Annotated in this window: 16 protein-coding genes; 8 read left to right on the top strand and 8 right to left on the bottom strand. The window is 71.4% G+C overall.

What is annotated here, in order from left to right; genetic code table 11:
* Positions 1–200: 200 nt before the first annotated feature.
* Positions 201–2,150 (top strand): hypothetical protein, encoded by a 1,950-nt coding sequence (locus tag ORI60_RS19110; RefSeq protein ID WP_266038886.1) that lies wholly within the window; start codon positions 201–203, stop codon positions 2,148–2,150.
* Positions 2,114–2,470 carry a 5-carboxymethyl-2-hydroxymuconate Delta-isomerase gene (locus ORI60_RS19115; protein WP_266038887.1) on the top strand — a complete coding sequence of 119 codons (357 nt, stop codon included), beginning with the start codon at positions 2,114–2,116 and terminating at the stop codon, positions 2,468–2,470. The genes ORI60_RS19110 and ORI60_RS19115 overlap by 37 nt, the downstream gene beginning before the upstream one ends.
* Here the strand turns inward: ORI60_RS19115 and ORI60_RS19120 are convergent.
* The 7 genes from ORI60_RS19120 to ORI60_RS19155 all read right to left on the bottom strand — a co-directional run bounded on the left by ORI60_RS19120 (position 2,463) and on the right by ORI60_RS19155 (position 11,262).
* On the bottom strand, positions 2,463–3,407 hold the full coding sequence (locus tag ORI60_RS19120) for an SDR family NAD(P)-dependent oxidoreductase (RefSeq protein ID WP_266038888.1): 945 nt from the start codon (positions 3,405–3,407) through the stop codon (positions 2,463–2,465). The genes ORI60_RS19115 and ORI60_RS19120 overlap by 8 nt on opposite strands.
* Before the next feature lie 12 nt (positions 3,408–3,419).
* On the bottom strand, positions 3,420–4,031 hold the full coding sequence (locus ORI60_RS19125) for a TetR/AcrR family transcriptional regulator (RefSeq protein WP_266038889.1): 612 nt from the start codon (positions 4,029–4,031) through the stop codon (positions 3,420–3,422).
* A 509-nt stretch (positions 4,032–4,540) separates the two neighbouring features.
* Positions 4,541–5,938: a fatty acid desaturase gene (locus tag ORI60_RS44615; RefSeq protein ID WP_323055925.1), complete on the bottom strand. Its 1,398-nt coding sequence runs from the start codon at positions 5,936–5,938 to the stop codon at positions 4,541–4,543.
* Between the two features lie 63 nt (positions 5,939–6,001).
* Positions 6,002–6,298, bottom strand: a complete 297-nt coding sequence (locus ORI60_RS19140) for a hypothetical protein (RefSeq protein ID WP_266038890.1) — start codon at positions 6,296–6,298, stop codon at positions 6,002–6,004.
* A gap of 61 nt (positions 6,299–6,359) precedes the next feature.
* Positions 6,360–8,294 carry a GH36-type glycosyl hydrolase domain-containing protein gene (locus tag ORI60_RS19145; protein WP_266038891.1) on the bottom strand — a complete coding sequence of 645 codons (1,935 nt, stop codon included), beginning with the start codon at positions 8,292–8,294 and terminating at the stop codon, positions 6,360–6,362.
* A 44-nt stretch (positions 8,295–8,338) separates the two neighbouring features.
* On the bottom strand, positions 8,339–10,699 hold the full coding sequence (locus tag ORI60_RS19150) for a VIT domain-containing protein (protein WP_266038892.1): 2,361 nt from the start codon (positions 10,697–10,699) through the stop codon (positions 8,339–8,341).
* Positions 10,696–11,262, bottom strand: coding sequence for a MerR family transcriptional regulator (locus tag ORI60_RS19155; RefSeq protein WP_266038893.1), 567 nt, complete (start codon positions 11,260–11,262; stop codon positions 10,696–10,698). The genes ORI60_RS19150 and ORI60_RS19155 overlap by 4 nt, the downstream gene beginning before the upstream one ends.
* A gap of 133 nt (positions 11,263–11,395) precedes the next feature.
* Between ORI60_RS19155 and ORI60_RS19160 the strand changes: the two genes are divergently transcribed.
* The 4 genes from ORI60_RS19160 (at position 11,396) to ORI60_RS19175 (ending at position 15,618) form a co-directional block, all read left to right on the top strand.
* Positions 11,396–12,388, top strand: a complete 993-nt coding sequence (locus ORI60_RS19160) for a hypothetical protein (RefSeq protein ID WP_266038894.1) — start codon at positions 11,396–11,398, stop codon at positions 12,386–12,388.
* On the top strand, positions 12,385–12,909 hold the full coding sequence (locus ORI60_RS19165) for a GNAT family N-acetyltransferase (protein ID WP_266038895.1): 525 nt from the start codon (positions 12,385–12,387) through the stop codon (positions 12,907–12,909). The genes ORI60_RS19160 and ORI60_RS19165 overlap by 4 nt, the downstream gene beginning before the upstream one ends.
* Positions 12,910–12,991: 82 nt before the next feature.
* Positions 12,992–14,119: a BMP family lipoprotein gene (locus ORI60_RS19170; protein ID WP_266038907.1), complete on the top strand. Its 1,128-nt coding sequence runs from the start codon at positions 12,992–12,994 to the stop codon at positions 14,117–14,119.
* A 224-nt stretch (positions 14,120–14,343) separates the two neighbouring features.
* Positions 14,344–15,618, top strand: coding sequence for a putative glycoside hydrolase (locus ORI60_RS19175; protein ID WP_266038896.1), 1,275 nt, complete (start codon positions 14,344–14,346; stop codon positions 15,616–15,618).
* 1 nt (position 15,619) lies between these two features.
* On the opposite strand, the gene ORI60_RS19180 is transcribed toward ORI60_RS19175, so the two are convergent.
* Positions 15,620–16,216, bottom strand: coding sequence for a TetR/AcrR family transcriptional regulator (locus tag ORI60_RS19180; protein ID WP_266038897.1), 597 nt, complete (start codon positions 16,214–16,216; stop codon positions 15,620–15,622).
* Between the two features lie 66 nt (positions 16,217–16,282).
* On the opposite strand from ORI60_RS19180, the gene ORI60_RS19185 reads away from it, so the two are divergent.
* Positions 16,283–17,701 (top strand): aldehyde dehydrogenase family protein, encoded by a 1,419-nt coding sequence (locus tag ORI60_RS19185; protein ID WP_266038898.1) that lies wholly within the window; start codon positions 16,283–16,285, stop codon positions 17,699–17,701.
* A gap of 79 nt (positions 17,702–17,780) precedes the next feature.
* The gene (locus ORI60_RS19190) at positions 17,781–18,473 is read left to right on the top strand and encodes a hypothetical protein (protein WP_266038899.1); all 693 of its coding nucleotides are present in this window, start codon (positions 17,781–17,783) and stop codon (positions 18,471–18,473) included.
* The last annotated feature ends 176 nt before the right edge of the window (positions 18,474–18,649 follow it).

An 18,649-nucleotide genomic window follows, 5' to 3' on the forward strand; every position in this document is an offset into this window, starting at 1 on the left:
TCTGGCCGGCGCGGTAGAACCGGACACCTTTCGGCGCACCCGGCAGCGTCGCAGGCAACGGCCGGCCCGCACACCGTTGCGGTAGCCGCGGCCGTTCGGGGAGAGCGGGTGCTTCTCCCAGCGCACGTCGAGGCCGTATGAGCTAGCCTGAAAGGACATGATCGCCCGTTGGCGGTCCGATTCGAAAAGAAGTCGCCTGGATGTCCCAGGATCTCTCGCCCATGGTCGACAACGTCCCGTGGGAGTCTCTGCGTCACAATTTTGGTTCCGCCGAGGACATTCCCGCTCTGCTCCTCGCCAGTGCCGCCGATCCCGGTGCTTTCGGCGAACTGCACAACAAGATCCACCACCAGGGCGGCGGCGTCCTGTCCGCCGCGCCGCCCGTGCTCCCCGTTCTCCTGCGGTGGGCACGTGATCCGGGTTTCGCGCTGCGGGCCGAGGCCATCGGGTTCATCGGTGACCTCGCACGAACAGCGCGGGAGGCCAGTCCTGAGCACGTCACCGCCGCGTGGCCGGCGGCGTGGCAGGATGCGCTGCCGCACCTGCTCGCCCTGCTCGCCGACCCCGATCCCGTCGTCCGCAGAGCTGTCGCGTCGCCGTTGGCACAGGCCGCCGACCAAGCCTCACTCGTGTTGCCCGCGCTGCTCACCCGGTGGCACGAGGAACCCGATGAGGCAGCCCGCCTGAACCACGTGCTGGCAGCGGCCCGACTGCTGCGCGACACGTCCGGTGAGTGGCCGGTGGAGGTGGTCGACTGGCTTTCCTCCCTGCACCGGAACGAGAACCGCGCACTTCGGTTCGCCGGAGCCCTGGCGGCACGGCGCTGCGGGCTCGGCGGCCGCGACCCCCGGCACGTCGACGAGATCGCGTCCTACCTCTCGACCGCTGATCTGGCTGTGTGGCATGACGTCTGGCCGCGGGGAAGACGGGTGGTCGCGCGTCTGCTGTGGTGGACGAACGACGTGCTCGACGACGATCGGGACGGCAGGACCAGACTGGCCACGACGCTGCTGGACAGTGTCGATCCGGACCGCCGTGCCAACGCGATGAACGCCGCCGCGGCCGTCATGGACCGCTGGCGCTCTCCCGTCACGACACTTCTGCCGCTCGTCGCGAAGCGACTCTCCGATCCGGACTGCCGACAGCGGCGTTCGGCGGCGTCGATCCTCGCGTCCGCCGGCCGGGCGTCCGCGCCCTGGACGGCACAGCTGCTCGCCGCCTGCGACGACGAACCCGCTGTGGCCCGGCCCGCCCTGCAGGCCCTGGTCGCAACCGGCGCTCCCGAAGCCGTCGGCCTGGTCGCGGAGCTGCTCGACGCACCCGACCAAGGGCTCTCGCACAACGTTGGATGCGACGGTCCGTCACTGGCCGCCCTCCTCACGTCGCTGCGTCCCGCCGCCGTACAGCTGCTGCCCGGGGTCCGGCGGCGACTGACGTCGTCGAACACGCTGGCGGAGCAGCGCACCTTGCTGCTGGCGCTGGCGAAGTGGGGTCCTGACGCCCAAGACGCACTCGTCGACATCACGTCGTTCCTCGGCACGCAGGCAGAAGACTGGGCGCTGGACGCCCTCATCGCGTTGGATTCCGAGAAAGCGCGTGAGGCGGCACTGCCCGCGGTCATGGCCGCCGAGGACGTCCCGACATCCGTCCGGACGGCGGTGCGCCGGTGGAAGGTGACCGGCGAGCCCGAAGAACTCCTGCTTCGTCTCGAAGAGGACACCCACACCTTGCGACAGCACGCCGAGGTGCTGGCCCAGCTGGGCCCGGCGGCGGCCGGCCTTGCGGACCGGTTGCGCGAGCAGACAGCTCTGCGTCGCGGTTGGGAGCTGGTGAAGCTCCACTACGCGCTGTGGAGGATGACCGCCGACCCTGAGGACGGACTCTCGGCCGCGACGGCCGCGAGGTCCGCGCTCCTCGTGGACGGAGTCCATGGTCGTCAAACCATTCGCACGATCGGGAAGCTGGTGCCGCTGGGCGCTCTCGCCGAACCGGCCGTCCCCGCGCTGCGGCCACTGCTCGCCACGGACGTGCGTCCCAGCCGCGGAATACCCGATGATGATCTGCTGTGCGAGACGGTCCGTGAGGTCCTGGCCGCCGCCGGTAGCGTGAGCCCATGCCACAGATCACCGTCGAGTACTCCGCCGAACTGAGCGAGGCGTTCGACCGCCGCGCCTTCGCCTTCGCGCTGCACCGGACCGTCGGGCCGCTGGTCAGCGCGGAGGTGGCGGCGTTCAAGACGCGGTTCCGCGAGATCGAGGAGTCCGTGATCGGTGACGGCTCGCCCGCGGCGATGATCCACATCAGGGTGGGGCTGCTGACGGGCCGGTCGGTCGAGCTCAAGCAGGAGGTCGGGCAGGTGGCCGCCGGGATCGCGCGCGATCACCTCAAGCCGGTGGAGGGGCTGCCCACCCAGGTGACGCTCGAGGTGTACGACCTGGACCGCGAGCAGTACCAGAAGTTCGTCATCTGAGGCCGGCCGCGGCGGCGCAGTACCGCCAGAACGCCGCCACGTCCCCCGGCTTCTCCGCCGTGGCCGGCAGCAGGTGCACCGGACGTTCGCGGCGGTCGTGCCAGAAACGTCCGGCGCGGGGAGCAGGACTCGCCGCGGCGAGCCAGACCACCGTGTCCGCGCCCTGCTCGGCGGTGCGCAGGAACGCGCCGGTCAGCCGGTGGAACCCCGGCAGCGAACCGGCGACACCCGGTGTGTCGGCCCAGCCGGGGTGCATGCCGTGCACGGCGATGCCCTCGGCCGCGTAGCGCTCCGTCAGCAGCGGCACGAGCGCGACCTGCATGCGTTTCGTGCGGGCGTAGGCGGTCGCGCCCTTGTAGGTGCCCTCCTGGTACTCGGGGTCGTCGGCACGGAGGCGTTGGGTGTACATGCCGCCCGAGGAGACCAGCACGACCCGCGGGTCGGAGGAGGCGGCGAGCCGCGAGCGCAGCAGGTCGGTCATCAGCAGTGGGCCCAGCACGTGCGTGGCGAACGTCAACTCGTGTCCCTCAGCGGTGACCGTGCGCTCCTGTGGCAGGACTCCGGCGTTGTGCACTAGTACGTCCACACGGTCGATTTCCGCGGCGAACCGGCGCACGGACTCCAGGCTCGACACGTCGCAGTGCCGCACCAGGACGGTGGCGCCGGGGACAGCGGCGACGATCTCGGCCCGGGCCGCCTCGCCCTTGCGTTCGTCGCGCACCGCCAGCACCACGTCCGCGCCGAGACGGGCCAATCCGAGTGCCGTCGCCTTGCCGATGCCCGAACCGGCTCCGGTCACGACGGCGGCCGCGCCCCGCAGCGCACCGGGTTCCAGACCGGACCAGCTCCTCTGGCGGAGCCGGTACCCCCACTTCGAGTAGCCGGGGACCACGAGCCGGTCGGCCACGGTGTCGAGCACGCTGATCAGTTCGCTCACCTCAGGTGTTCGTCAGCCGAAGCGCAGCGGTTTCCTCGCGGGCTCCTGCAACACACGTGACGCCAGCCACGCGAGCCCGTCCGCGGTGCGGGCGGGCGTGCCCGTCGGCTGGACGACGTGACTGAGCACCGTCCTCGTCATGAGGTCGACCAGCACCTCGACCTGCTCTCCCGACAGACCGGTCCGATAGGACTCGACGCGGGTCTCGAGCATCGCCTTCACGTCGGCTAGGAGGGTTTCGGCCTGGGTGGTCAGCAACGGCACCAGCTCGGTGTCAGCGCCGTGCGTCGCCGAGGCGATGGCACGGACCAGGAGGTTGCCGCGCGCGAGTTCCAGGACGTCGCGCACGGCGTCGTGGACGGCCTCGACGAGGTCGTCGGCGTGCCGGTCGAAGGCGGCGCCGATCGCCGCGAGGAACCGCCCGAGCTCGTGCGCGAGCATCGCGTCGGCGAGGGAGTTCTTGGAGCCGATCTCGTTGTAGACGGTCTGGCGGCTGACGCCGACCTGCTCGGCGAGCCGCGTCATGGTGACCGCGGCCCAGCCGTCGCGGGCCGTCATCTCGATCGCCGCCTCGACGATCGGCTGCCGGCGGCCCGAGGCCGCCGCTGGAGAAGTCCCGCCCATGGTCAGATCCTAGGCGTCTGGCCGGATGTCCTGCCGGGGACGGCAGGGCTCTGGGGTGTGGGATGGATTCTGGCTTGGTGGGCGCACGCGGAGAGCTTTCGTGTGGTTGGAGGCCACGCGGGGCCCTTGCGTGCGCGCAGAAGTGAGGAGGGCGGTGGCTGGAGTCGGCGGGGAGGGCGGAAGGACGGCCGACCAGCCGCACTGGGGTGGGGGTCGACAGAGCAGACGGAGCGCGGCGACCAGCCGCAGCAGGACGGGGAGAGCGGCGGACCAGCGGGGCGGCGCGGAGGCACCGCAGAGCAGCCGCAGCGCAACGGAAGCGCGTCAAGCCACGCGACTCCGCCCCGCCCGCAGGTCCAGTCCACGCGCCGCCAGATCGTCCCAGCCGCAGCGGGCAGGAGAGTGGCCGCCCGTGGCAGCAGGCAAGACAGCAGCGGCCCACCGCAGCAGAGTCGACCCACCCGCGGCCAGCTGGAACTGGCCGCGGGGCACCACTTCCGGCCCAGCGCCTAAGCCGAGACCCGTCCCGGCGCCACGAAGTCGACCTTCTCCCGCACCCCGCAATCCGGGCAGCACCAGGTGTCCGGGATGTCCGCCCACGCGGTCCCAGCCGCGAAGCCCTCGCGCGGGTCGCCCGTCCTCTCGTCGTAGACGTAGCCGCAGCCGGGGCACATGCCGCCCGCGGTCGCGTCGCCTCGGCTGTCCGCGGCGACGGTCTCGCCGGGGTCGGTGCCGCCGTAGCGGGCGAGCACCTTCGCGCGCTTGCCCGGCTGGATGTTGGCCCGGCCGATGTCGCCGCCGAAGTGGTCGCGCACCCGCGGGTCCATCACGCGGCGCCAGAGCGGTGGTACCAGGGCCAGCAGGATCATGCCCGCGTAGCCCGTCGGCAGCACCGGTGACTCGGCGAAGTCGCGCAGCGTCTGGTAGCGCCGGGTCGGGTTGGCGTGGTGGTCGCTGTGCCGCTGCAGGTGGTAGAGCAGGACGTTCGTGGCGATGTTGTTGGAGTTCCAGCTGTGGCTGGGGTCGACCCGCTCGTACCGCCTGCGGTCCGGCGCGCCGACCTTCTGCCGCAGCATCCCGTAGTGCTCCATGTAGTTCACGACCTCCAGCAGCGAGAAGCCGATCACCGCCTGGACCAGCAGGTACGGCACGATGCCGGCGCCGAGCCACGCGATCATCGCGGCCCACAGCACCGCCGACATCAGCCACGCGTTGAGCACGTCGTTGCCCAGGCGGTACGGGTGCCGGTCGCGGCGGGCGTAGCGCTTGCGTTCGAGCCGCCACGCCGAGGCGATCGAGCCGAGGACGGTGCGCGGCCAGAACCGGTAGAAGCTCTCCCCCACCCTGCTGCTCGCCGGGTCCTCCGGCGTCGCGACCCGCACGTGGTGGCCGCGGTTGTGCTCGATGTAGAAGTGGCCGTAGAAGCTCTGCGCCAGCGCGATCTTGGACAGCCAGCGCTCGTGGCTCTCCTTCTTGTGGCCCAGTTCGTGCGCGGTGTTGATGCCGATGCCGCCGATGCACCCGATCGACACGGCGAGGCCGATCTTGTCCACCACGGCCAGGTCACCGCGCGCGATCAGCCAGAACGCCACCACGAACCCGGCGTACTGGATCGGCAGGAACAGGAACGTGATCCAGCGGTAGTAGCGGTCGTTCTCCAGCCGCTCGATCACGTCGTCCGGCGGGTTGCTGCGGTCGAGCCCGGCGACGAGGTCGATCGCCGGGACGACGATGAGGACCACGATCGGGCCGATCCAGAACCACACGCCCCAGCCCGTCGCCGCGTGCATCCCGATCGCCAGGAACGCCAGGGACGGCACGACCAGTCCCAGCAGCCACAGGTACCGCTTGCCGTCCGTCCACCGCTCGGTTGAGCCGACGGGCACCGTTGCCTTCTTGTCGCTCATGCCACACTCCTCAGGAGGTTGACAGAACGGTAGGGCACGTAAAGTCAGTTTGACAAGAGGGCGCTATTTGTAAACCGCGAGCAGGGTCGTCGCACGCCTCCGGTAGGCCACGGCCGACACCGACACGCACACGGGCACGCCGGGGAGCACGGCGTCGAGTGCCGCGGCGATGTCGTGGACGGCCCGCTGCGGCGAACTTCCGCGCCACACCACGACCTCCACGTGGATCTCGCCGTCCGAGGACAGCTCGACGCTGTGCACCGCCGGGTGGCACAGGGCGGTCTGCTCCACGAGCGACAACCGCTGGTCCTCGGTCATGGGCGTGCGCAACTGGACGATTCGGTGGCTGGGGCTGGACAACGAGGACTCCTCGGGCGACTCGTGCTGGGCGACAGTCAGGACCGCGGAGGTTCCCGGTTCGTCACGCCCTTTCACCGAATCGAGGTACGCCGAGCAGCCGCAGGAGGGCGAGCAACGGCTGCGCGTGGCTGTGCAGGTTCGCGACCGGGTAGGCCTGCATCGCGGTGCCGAGGCCGGGCAACGCCCAGGTTTCGCCGGGACGGTCGCTGTCCGGCGCGAGGTAGCAGTCGGGGCCGGACAGGGTGCCCGTCCACACCTCCGGATAGGCGGCGGTGTGCGCGTGCAGGGTCATGCGGCGCCACTCGTCCCACGCCAGTTCGGGGTCGTGGCGGGAGGCCGCCCAGATCAGCGTCATGTTGACCGAGAACCACACCTGTCCCTGCGCACCTTCGGGAACGGGCCAGCGGTGGCGGGCACCCAGCGGTGAACCGGCCCGGCAGGTCTCGTCGATCGTCTTCAGCAACGCCCGGGCCCGGTCCGCGGTGGCGGCACCGCAGAGGATCGCCCACGGCTGCACCTCCAGCCACAGGTCGTGATCGCCCACGACCTCGCCGCCGGGGCCGCGCGCACGACGGAACCAACGGCCGTTCCACTCCCGCGCCACCAGTTCGCGGAAACCCGCCGCGCGTCGCCGTGCCTCGGCGGCCGTCGCGGTGTCACCCAGGCGCTCGGCGAGCCCCGCGTACACCGGGAGCACCCAGGCGGCCATCGCGGAGTTCAGCACCGACTCCCCGCGCTCGACCATCACGTCGCGGTCCACTCCGGACTCCGTGATGGCGAGGTCGTTCCAGTCGGCGTTGAGGATGCGGACGTGCCCGTGCTCGCCGACGCCGACCTCGTCCACGAAGAACCTGAACTGGCGCCGCAGGTTCTCGGCGAGCGGAACGGGTTCGGCGGCGTGGCAGGGGTGGTACGGCACGGGCTCGCCGAACGCGAGGAGGTCACCGGTGGCGGTGGCGTACTCGGCGGCGAGCCAGAGCGCCCACAGGTTCTGGTCGGACGGGCGGAACAGCTGCGTCCAGGGCTGTTTGCGGCCGTCGAGCGCGTACGGCAGGTCGCCGTCGGGGCTGCCCCACGCGCACGTGTTGCGCAGCACCGAGAGCGCGAGATCGGGTTCGAAGTGGACCAGCGGGAGCGCGTGCTGCAGCGGATCCCTTGCCGCGCCGTTGAAACCGTGGCGGAACGAGTACGCGGAACCCTGGTTCAGGGTGTGGCCGCCGAGCACGCCGTCCTCGCACGCACCACCGGTCAGGAGGGCCACGTGCCACGCGATCTCCGCGGCCGCCTCCGGTGCGCGCGGGAGGGAGAGGGACGGAAGGCGCTCGCGCAGCCCCGCCAGGCTGGTCGAGTAGACGGCCTCCGGGTCGGCGGACCCGTCGAGCAGCCCGAAGCGGAACCACGCGGTCGTCCGCTCCCCCGGCGCCAGCCCCAGCTCGACCTCGACGGCCAGGAGCCCGGCGGCGGTCTCCCCTCGCCCGCCACCGAAGTTCTCCAGCGCCACCACGGGCGGGTCCGGCGGAGGGTCGCCGCGCGCGGGCCCGAACTCGAGGTCCACCAGGCGTGGCCGCACCTCCCACTCCTCGACCAACGCGCCGCGCACGGCCTCCGCGCCACGGTTGTGCACGTCGACCCTGATCAACACCCACGGCATCGCGCCCTCCGGGCACAGCACGGTGCGTTCGATCCCCACGGAGTCCGACGCCACCGCCGTCCGGCAGAAGGTCGGCCCGAACAGCTTCACCGCGGCGGAGCCGGTGGACAGCTCACCGAAGCGGGCGGTGCCGGTCCGCTCGGTGATCCACCGGCACCCGAGGTGCTCGTCCCACACGCCGGTCAGCCCGTCGCTGTCGGCCACGAGGGTGATCCGGCGGTTGCCCAGGTGCACCCAGTGCCTCGAGGTCGGCGGGTCGATGATCGGATCCCACAGCCGGGGGCCTGCCCGGTACTCGAACGCGGGCAGGCCCTCGGCCGTCGTCCACTCCCCGAACGCGCTCACGGGGAAAGCGTTGCGCCAGAACCCTCAGGCGGGCAATCGTCCGATCAGCGCCAGAACCTCCTGCGCCGCTCCGGCTCGGCGGGCGTCCCCTCCGCGACGAACTCCCGCAGCACCTCCAGCGTCCGCGCCCACAGCTCGTCGACGTCACCACCGGCCGCGATCTCGCTGAGCAGGCCGCGCATCGGCCCGTAGGCATCGCCGGTGCGACCGGCGATCAGGATGCCGAGCCGGCTGGCCAGGTCGGCGAGCAGGTCGCGGCGTTCCCAGGCAGGCAGCGACGCGTCCTTCTCCAGCCGCTGGACCTCCAGCGTGACGACCTCGCGCAGGTCGCCCGAGTCGACGGCGGGAGGTACCGGCATCGATCCGGGCGGGGAGACCGCCGCCCGCTTGGGCGCGCCCCGCACGGCACCCGGACGAGAGCGCATGACCCCCGACGCGGGCGGAGGCGGCGGTACAGCTCCGCCGAACGCGGCGGGTGCGGCCGGCGCGGCGGCGAACGGCGCCGGGGCGGCGAAGGCGGGCGGGCCTCCGGCGAACATCGGCATCGCGCCACCCGGTGCCCGCATCTCCCAGCCCGCGGGCTGTTCGACCGGCTGCACCACCCGGTGCACCGTCCCGTCGGAGACCACTCGCTCGTCCACCGCCACGAACGCGGTGAAGCGGCACAGCACGCCGAACCGCAGCGAGGTCTCCACGATCGACGGCTCCAGCGTCCGGTCGCCGGCCGCGTACCGGTCCTCCAGGTCACGCAGCGCGGCACGCGCCCACTGCGCCCGGACGGCCGGCGACGTGTGAGTCCGCGCCGCCACCGTCTCCTGCCAGTCCCCTCCGTCGCGGGTGCGCCCGCGCACGGTGAAGGAGCCCGGTGCCGTGCCGCGGTACCGCCCGAAGGCGACCAGCGGCACACCGGGGTAGACGGCGGTGGGCAGCCGGGGCAGGTCGGAACCCGGCGACACCACCACGTCGGTGACGACCGGCGCGCCGATCCGCCGCTGGATGTGCGTCATCGCCTCGTCGAGCCGGTCCTCGCTCTCGACGAGCTCGCACCGGCCCGCCCCGGCGGCGGCCAGCCTGCCGAGGAAGCCCGCGTTGACGGCGGTGTCGACACCGACGGCGTGGACGCGCGTCCGGTTGATCATCGGCGCGATGTCGCGCAGCACCTGGTCCTCGTTGCCGACCTGACCGTCCGTCACGAGCACGAGGACGGGGTCGCGCTCCGAGGCCGCGTCGGCGAGCAGGGTCAGGCCCTGCCGCAGCGGCTCGTACATCTCGGTGCCACCGCGCGCCTGCACGGCCGCCAGGTGCTCGACGGCGCGGAAGCGGTGGCGGTCGGTGGCCGTGACCAGCCCGGAGCCGAGCGTGTCGGGCCGTTCCAGCTGGTGGTCGAAGGTGATCACGGAGAACGTGTCGTCCGCGGTCAGCGTGTCGACGATGCGGGCCGCCGCACGCCGGGCCGCGACCATCTTCCAGCCCGACATGCTGCCGGACCGGTCGAGCAGCAGCACGACGTCACGCGGACGGGCCGGGGCCTCGGTCTCGGGCGGCAGCACCGTCAGCTGGTAGGTGCCGTCACCGCTGTCGTCCTCGTCGGGCACGCACACGGCCGCCGAGCTGTTCCCGGTGTACGCCAGGCGCAGCACGAAGTCCCGGTCGACCCGCTCGCCCGGCGAGACCGACACGGTGTTCCCCTCGGTGACGACGGTGTGCAGGCTCGACCGCACCTCGCCGAGCTCCAGCCCGGCGGGGTCGATCTCCACGTCGATGCCGAGCCGTACGGGGTTCGGGAAGCCCGGCAGCAGCACCGGCGGCGTGATCCGCGAGGCGTCCGGCACCAGGTCCGTGTCCTGGGCGTGCCCGTCGCCGACGGACGGTCCGGGCAGCGGGGAACCCGGCACGTAGCGGGGCGCCACGACGAGCGGGAACCGGAACGTGGCGGCGCCGTCCTCGAACACCAGCGGCCCCACCAGGGTCAGCTCGACGGTCACCCGTTCACCGGCGGGGATGTTGCCCACGCGCATCGTGAAGACGTCCGGGCGCTCTTCCTCCACTATGGACGCTCTCTTGCCCGCCGCGATCGCGTCGTCGTACGTCTGGCGGGCCTGGGCGCGTTCCTGCAGATCGGCTTCCACCGTGCGGTCGCCCGCGGTCATCTTCATGCCGGTGACGGCGGCTCGGTCGGGCAGCGGGAACACGTAGGTCGCTTCGAGAGCGGTGTCGTGGGTGTTCACGAACCCGGTCGTCAGGACCACGCGGCCGACGAGACCGGTGATGGAGGCCCGCACGTCCAGGCGCTCCAGCGGCAGGTTGCCGCGTTCGGTGCGCAGCGCGCCCAGACCCGCGTCCTCGGTCGTCCGGCCGATGCGGTCGGCTTCGGCGGCCTTCATCGGGGCGACGGAGATGGTCATGAAGATTCCCTTTCGTTGAGCAGGCCGCGGGCGGCGAGCAGGTCGAGCAGTGGCCGGGCGGCGGCGGCGATGTCCGCGCGGTCGGCGGCGGTCGGCGTCCCCGGCACCAGGACGACGGCACCTCCCCCGAGCGCGACGCCGTTCAGCGCGAACGCCTCGGCAGGCGCGGCCGGTGCGGGTGGCGCGGCGGCGGGTTCGGCCCAGAACCTCGGGCGAACGGCCTCCGGCGCTGGTTCCTCAGCGGTGGACAGCAGGTGCTCCGGCACGCGGGCGATGGCCGCCAGCGTCGTGTCGGTGGCGCCCGCGAGCTCGGCCTGCACCTCGGCCAGCGTCCGGCCCCGCGACTGCAGTCTCTTCACCGCCACCAGCTGGAGCAGGTGGCGCTTCTCGTACAGCGCCGTGCGGCCGCGCATCGCCGACGGTCTGTCGACCAGCCCCGTCGTCGCGTACCAGCGGACGGCCCGCTTGTCGGGCACGTCCCGGACGCGTCCGTTGGGCGCGCCCGAGTACTCCGCCGTCAACGCGGCGGAGACGCGGTCCAGCAACTCGTCGAGCGTCCACACCTCACGATAGTGACACTGCAATCGTGACAGTGTCAACATCGGAAACCTGATGATGTTCACGCCCGGTAGCCGGGTAGGGTCCGGCGCGTCCGCGTGCCCCTGCAAGCCCCCCACATGAGGACGGAGAGCACGAGTGACCACGGACGAGGTCGGCACCCTGACCGACCACAGCGCCGAGCTGGCCCGGCTGAGGACGCAGAAGGCCAAGATCCAGCACGCGCTGGAGCACCTCCCGCGCGGCTGCACGGTCGAGGACGTCCGCCGCTGGCTGCACAAGCAGGGCCAGGCGGTGCCCACCAGCTCGCACACCAGGGCGATCGTGAACGAGTGGCGCGCGAGCAACGACATGACCGACACGAGCGGTCATGTGCTGCTCACGCCCGAACTGATCGCCGAGCTCGACAAGGCGGAGGCCCCCTCCCCCGCGCCGGAACCGGAACCGGAACCGGCCGAACCCGCGAAGCCCGCCGGGGCCAAGGGGTTCTACGCCGTCGCGCTGATGAGCATCGGCGTCAGCGTCGACACCTCGTGGCGGTTCTTCGAACAGCGCCTGGGCATCACCGACGTCGTGGAGCGGGTCGTCCTGTTCTCCGTGATGGAGGCGGCGCTCGTGGCGTGCGGCTGGGCGATGCGCGGTGGCGTGCGCCAGAACGGCCGTCCCGGTCCCGCCCGTCTCGCGGCGTGGGCGTTGACGGCGTTCGCCGCGTTCGCGGCCTTCAGCCTGTCCGGCCCGGTCGCCGGCACCGCCCGCGTGCTGCTCGGACCGGTCCTCGGCCTGGTGATGCTGCACCTCGCGCTCGGCATCGAGATCCGCGCCGCGCGTCAGCGCACGACCACCTGGGCGCGCGTCGGCCGCGAGCTGCGCGAGCGCGTGTTGTCGTTGCTGGGTCTGGGTGACGACGGCCGCGACGCCCTGGCGCGCACCCGGGACAAGGCGGCGTTGCGCGCCGCGAAGCTCGCCGTCGCCGGCCCGTGGACGCCGCGCCGGAAGGCCCGGCTGCGCAAGGCGCTGCACGCCTCGCACGTCGCGCACGACCCGGCGCAGCGCGATCGGATGCTGCGTGAACTCGGGGTGCTCCAGCACGCCGACGAGCTCGCCAAGACCACCCAGCCGTCGCCGTGGTGACTCCCGTCCTGGTCTCCGACACGGCGCTCGCCGCGGAGATCGCCGCCCTGATCAACCGCGTGTACTCCGACGCGGAGAAGGGGATCTGGCTCGAGGGCCAGTCCCGGACCACCGAGGCGGAGGTGGCCCAGCTCATCGCCACCGGGCAGATCGCGGTGGCCAGGTCGGGCGATCGCGTCGTGGGTTCCGTGCGCGTGCACGAGATCGAGGACGGCGTGGGCGAGTTCGGGATGCTGGTCGCCGCCCCGGAGGAGCGCGGTACCGGCATCGGCACGGACCTGGTGTCGTTCGCCGAGAACTGGGGCCGCGGGCGGGGGTTCCCGGAGATGCAGCTGGAGCTGCTCGTCCCGCAGACGTGGGAGCACCCGGTGAAGGAGTTCCTGCGGGGCTGGTACACGCGCATCGGCTATCGGCTCGTGCGCAAGGACAGCCTGGAGACCGCCTATCCGTTCCTGGTGCCGCACCTCGCGTGCCCGTGCGACTTCCTCGTCTTCCGTAAAATCCTCGATCCCAGTAGATGAACTCTCAACCGGTTTGATCGGCGTGCGAGGTAGCGTCCGCCTTTCCAAGCCGAGTTAGAGGAGACGAACCGTGCGTCGTCGTATGCGTGGCACCGCCGTGGCCGCGATCGCGCTGACCAGCCTCATGGTGGTGAGCGCCTGTGCGAAGGACTCCGGTGGCGGCACCACGCCCGCCGCTTCGGGCAGTGGCTGCGAGTTCTCGGCGCCGCCCACCGCGCCCGCCACGTCGAGCACCAGCGCCGCCACCGACAAGAAGGTCGACGGCAGCGCGTTGAAGATCGGTCTGGCCTACGACATCGGCGGCCGCGGCGACGCGTCGTTCAACGACCTGGCCGCCGCCGGGTTCGACAAGGCGATCAAGGACATGGGCGTCAAGAAGGAGAACACCCGCGAGCTGTCCGCGGCGCCGAACGAGGACGAGTCCGCGAAGCAGACCCGGCTGCGCCAGCTCGCGTCCGAGGGCTTCAACCCGATCGTCGGCGTCGGCTTCGCGTACACCGAGTCGCTCAAGGTCGTCGCGCCGGAGTTCCCGAACGTCCAGTTCGGCCTGGTCGACTCCGCTGTGGACGGTGTGGCGAACGTGACGCCGCTGGTCTTCGCCGAGCAGGAGGGCGCGTTCCTCGCGGGCGTCGTCGCCGCCTACCAGAGCAAGAAGTGCCACGTGGGCTTCGTCGGCGGCGTGGACATCCCGCTGATCCAGAAGTTCGAGGCGGGCTACGTCCAGGGCGCCAGGACCGCAGCGCCGAAGGTCTCGGTCGACAAGAAGTACATCACCCCGGCCGGCGACTTCACCGGTTTCCAGGACCCGCCCAAGGGCCAGGAGGCGGCGAAGGGCCTGATCGACAAGGGTGCCGACGTCGTCTACCCGGCGGCGGGCGCGTCCGGCATCGGCGTGTTCGCGGCGGTGAAGGAGGCGGGCGTGCTGGCGATCGGCTGCGACGCCGACCAGTACAACCAGCCCGCGCTCGCGCCCAACCGCGACGTCATCGTGGCCTCCAGCCTCAAGCGCGTGGACGTGGCCGTCTACGACTTCTTCCACGCCGCCGCGGCGAACGACCTCGCGTCGCTGCCGAAGATCTTCGACCTCAAGTCGAACGGCATGGGGTACGCGACGTCGGGCGGCAAGATCGACGCGAAGCTGCAGGGAATCCTGGAGGGCTACAAGGCCCAGATCATCGAGGGCAAGATCAAGGTCGCGGCCGCGGTGTAGCGGCAGGACGGGCGAGCGCGGAGGCCACCTCGCCGGAGTGGCCTCCGCGCTTCCCCGCGGCCTTCCCATCCCGCGGATGATCACCCGGCCAGGGGCGTCGGTGGTACTCACGGTGTCATTTCCCTGACGCCGCCGCACCACAACAGGTGGTTTACAACTTCGCCGCCGCCTCGTCATCCCGGAACGGGTACCTCGCTCGCAGGACTTCCGAGCGAGGAGGGGCGATGCTTGAGAAGACAGGCAGGTTGCCGAGAATTCTGCTGGCCCTTCTGCTCCTCGGCGCATTCCCTCCCGCGGCCGAAGCGGATGAGGCCGCGCCCGTGGGACGCGTCCAGTCCTTCTGGCTCCACCTCAACAGCACCCCGGTGACCGACGACATGATCGTCACCGAGGCCCGGCGCCGTGCCCACATCGTGCTCAACGCCTGGGAAAGCGACCTGCTCAAGAAGCTCAAGGCCGCGAACCCCAAGGTCAAGGTCTACGTCTACAAGGACCTCTCCTCCACCCGCTCCTACGCGTGCAAGCGGGGCAAGGACGACGAACACCTGCCCGCCGGACTGGGTTACTGCGACACCCGCGAGAAGCACCCGGAGTGGTTCCTCAAGGGGTCCAACGGGAAAGAGCTCGTCTACTCCGGTTATGAAGGCCACTGGCAGATGGACGTCGGAAATCCCGAATACCGCAAAGCCTGGGTGAGCAACGTCGTCACCGATTCCAAGTCCACCGGGTTCGACGGGGTTTTCCTGGACAACGTCCTCTACACCTGCGACGCCTACCATTCCGGTGTGTGCCCGGCGAAATATCCGGACAACGCGTCGTTCCAGCAGGCCTACAAAGGCATGCTCGCCGAGATCAAGGCCGGCTTCGCGGCCGCGGGCCTGCTCTCGGTCGGGAACCTGACCAACGCACGGCTGCAGGAGGGCGGGTGGGACGCGTACGGCTCCTACCTCGACGGCGCGTTCGACGAGTGGTGGCTGACGTTCTCCAGCGACCGGCTCCTCGAGGACTACCCGCAGGGCTGGCGGCGGCAGGTCGCCGAGATCGCCGTCAACGAGGCGATCGGCAAGATGACCTGGGTGCAGCCGCACTTCAAGGCGGGCGACCCCCAGGCCTTCCGGTACGCGCTGGCCAGCCTGTTCATGACCACCAGCGGGCACGCGGCGATCGCCGAGATCGAGAAGACGGACGGCTACGCGGACCCGACTCCGTGGCACCCCGAGTACGACTGGAACCTCGGGCACCCCGTCGGCGCCTACCGCGCGGTCGCGAACAAGGTGTTCCGCCGGGACTTCACCTGCGGCATGGCGCTGGTCAACGCGAACCCGACCGGCAGCCGGGCCGTCACGGTGCCGCTGCACCGCGCCTATCGGGACCACGAGGGCAGGCAGGTCACCTCGGTGAGCCTGCCGGGCACCACCGGTGTGCTGCTGCGGGCGAACTGCCCCGCCCCGCCGTCGGTGTCGCTGCTGCCTCCGGAATGGACACTTCCCTGGCCGTAGGTCAGGCGAGGTTGATCGCCGCGAGCAGCAGGTGGAGCTCGGCCTCGGCGGCGCCGGGAGCGCCGCTCTCGACGAAGACCGACCGGGCCAGGGCGGTACCGATCAGCACCAGGGTCAGCACGTCGATCTGCGCGCCGCCGACGGGGTTCGCGAGTTCGCCCCGGCCGGTCGCCCGGTCGACGAGGGCGCCGAGCTCGCCGCGGACCGCCAGGTACACGTCGTCGTGCAGGATCTGGCGCAGCTCCGGGTCGTGCGCGGCCTGACCCATCAGCGAGAGCAGCGCGGGGCCGGTGGCGGCTTCGAGGATCTTCCGCTTGCGCGCCAGGAGTTCCCGCAGATCGCTCTCGAGGGTGCCGGTGTCGATCCCGGCCAGCTCGGCCTGGGCGATGTGCCGGGCCACGGCTCCGGCGAGGGCCTGCTTGGAGGGCCAGCGGCGGTAGAGCGACGCGGTGGAGGCGCCCGCGCGCTTGGCGACCGCGGTCGTCGTGAAGGCAGCCCACCCCGACTCGGTGAGGACCTCGATCGCCGCGTTGATCAGGGCCGCGTCCACCCGCGGGTCTTTGGGGCGCCCCTGTGCCGCGTCGGCCTTCGTCGTCATCCCGCCCAGCATACCGCCACGAAGAAACGAAAAGGATCTGTTTCGTAATGGGGTAGGGTGAGGTGCATGCCCACGACGACAGCCGACCTCGCCGCGACCGTCTCCGGCGCCCGCGAGGTGTTCGACTCCGGCACCACCCGTCCCCTGGCCGCCCGCGCCGCCGGTCTCCGGGCGTTGCGCGCGATGCTCACCGAGAACGAGGCCGCGTTCGAGGCCGCCCTGTGGAGCGACCTGCGCAAGAACGCGGGCGAGGCGCAGCTGACCGAGATCGGCGTGGTGCTGGCGGAGATCAGCCACACGGTGCGGCACCTGCGGAGGTGGGCGCGGTCCCGGCGCGCCCCGGTGCCGCTGGGTCTGTTGCCGGCGCGGGCGCGGCTGGTGCCCGAGCCGCTCGGCGTGGTGCTGGTGATCGCACCGTGGAACTACCCGATGCAGCTGTTGCTCGGCCCGCTGGTCGGTGTGCTGGCGGCGGGCAACACGGCCGTTCTCAAGCCGAGCGAACTGGCGCCGGCCACCTCGGCGCTGATCACGAGGCTCGTGCCCGCCTACTTCCCCGACGGCACCGTGCGCGTGGTGCAGGGCGGTGTCCCCGAGACGACCGAACTGCTGGCGCAGCGGTTCGACCACATCGTGTTCACGGGCAGCGGCACGGTCGGCCGGATCGTCATGCGGGCCGCGGCCGAGCACCTGACGCCGGTGACGCTGGAGCTGGGCGGCAAGTCGCCCGTCTGGTTCGACGACGACGCCCACCTCGACCAGGCGGCGCGGCGGCTGGTGTGGGCGAAGTTCACCAACGCCGGCCAGACGTGCGTCGCCCCCGACTACGTGATGACCACTCCCGACAGGGTCCCCGCGCTCGTGGAGGCGCTCGGGAGGGCGATCGCGGACCTGTGGGGAGCGGACCCGCGGGCGAGCGAGGACTACGGCCGGATCGTGAACGAACGGCAGTTCGACCGGCTCGTGTCCCTGCTGGACGGCACGAACGTGGTGGTCGGTGGCGACCACGACCGGGCGGAGAGGTACCTCGCGCCCACGGTCGTGACGCTGAGCGGCGGCCGTCTGTCCGTCGGCCCGGACGCGGCCCACCCGGTGCTGCGGGAGGAGATCTTCGGCCCCGTCCTGCCCGTCGTCGCGGTCGACTCGGCCGAGCAGGCGATCGACGTCGTCAACGCCTGGGACAAGCCCCTCGCGCTGTACGTGTTCACGTCGTCCGCCCGCACCCGCCGCCTGTTCGAGCAGCGGACCTCGTCCGGCGCGGTGGTCCACGACGCGGGCCTGATCCACGTGGCGGCGAGCGGGCTGCCGTTCGGCGGCGTCGGCGCCAGCGGGATGGGCGCCTACCACGGCCAGTACTCGTGGAACGCCTTCTCCCACCTCAAGCCCGTGCTGCGCAAGCCGCTCGCGTTCGACACGCTCCGCCTCGCCCAGCCGCCGTTCACCGGCTTCGGAAAGCGCTTCGCCCAGCGCCTGATGCGCCGCGGGTGAAGTGACGGCCGTCGTGGCCGCCGGGGAGATCATCTCCGTTCCGCCTCGCCGAAACCCCTTGTTCTGCTTGGATTGCGCAGTGTTCTGGGACTGGGTCGAGCGGGTGTCGTGGGTAGCGGGGATCGTCAGCGCCGTCATCGCGCTCATCGCGTCGCTGATGGCGTCCCGTTCCGCCACGCTCGCCACCCGCCAGGTGGCGATGCTCGTCGCGGCGGCCACGGACAAGCCGGAACTGCTCCAGAAGCTCGAACTGGAGGCGCGCGAGCGCTCGGAGGCCGTGCGGCGCCGCGTGCGCACCGTGGTGGCCGCGACGACGACGATGATCACGTCCCTGGCGGTCGTCGCCCTCGCCGCCTACATGCTGGCGAACCTCCCGGACCACGTGAGCACCAGGGTCGTGGGCGGCGACGCGCCCCGGACCACGCAGGAGTGCGCCGGCGGTTCGGACGCCGTCGTCTGCGCTCCCGTCCACGTGTACGAACTGCCGGCCCGGACGAGGGTGGAGACGCGGTTCGGCGGCGTCGAACGCACTCCGGCGCGCACCGGGCGCGGCGGGCTGTCGGTCGAACTGCACGGCTGCGAGTCCGAGGTGAGGTGGCACGTCGAGCTCGACGGAAGGACCGTCGCCGAGGCCGTGTCCCGCGATGTCCTGGTGCGCACCGAGTTCCCGATGACGAGCGACCGCGAGTACACCTTCGTCGCCGAACGCGCGGACGGCGACTGCGCCACCACGGAACTGCACGTGCGCACCGGCTTCACCTTCGACGACTAGCCACGCTGCCAGGCCGTGTCCCGGAGGTCCCGTCGGGCGCCAGTAGCGGCCTAGGTGTACTGACCCGAGACGTTGCGAACGGTCCGACACGTGATCGGATGATCTTGGAATGAGGGAGGGCCTCCGGGTTCGGTGTGGATTGCGACATCTGCACCGGCTACCAGGAGGCCCTCGAT

The sequence above is a fragment of the Lentzea sp. NEAU-D7 genome, from assembly GCF_026242055.1.
Classification (GTDB): Bacteria; Actinomycetota; Actinomycetes; order Mycobacteriales; family Pseudonocardiaceae; genus Lentzea.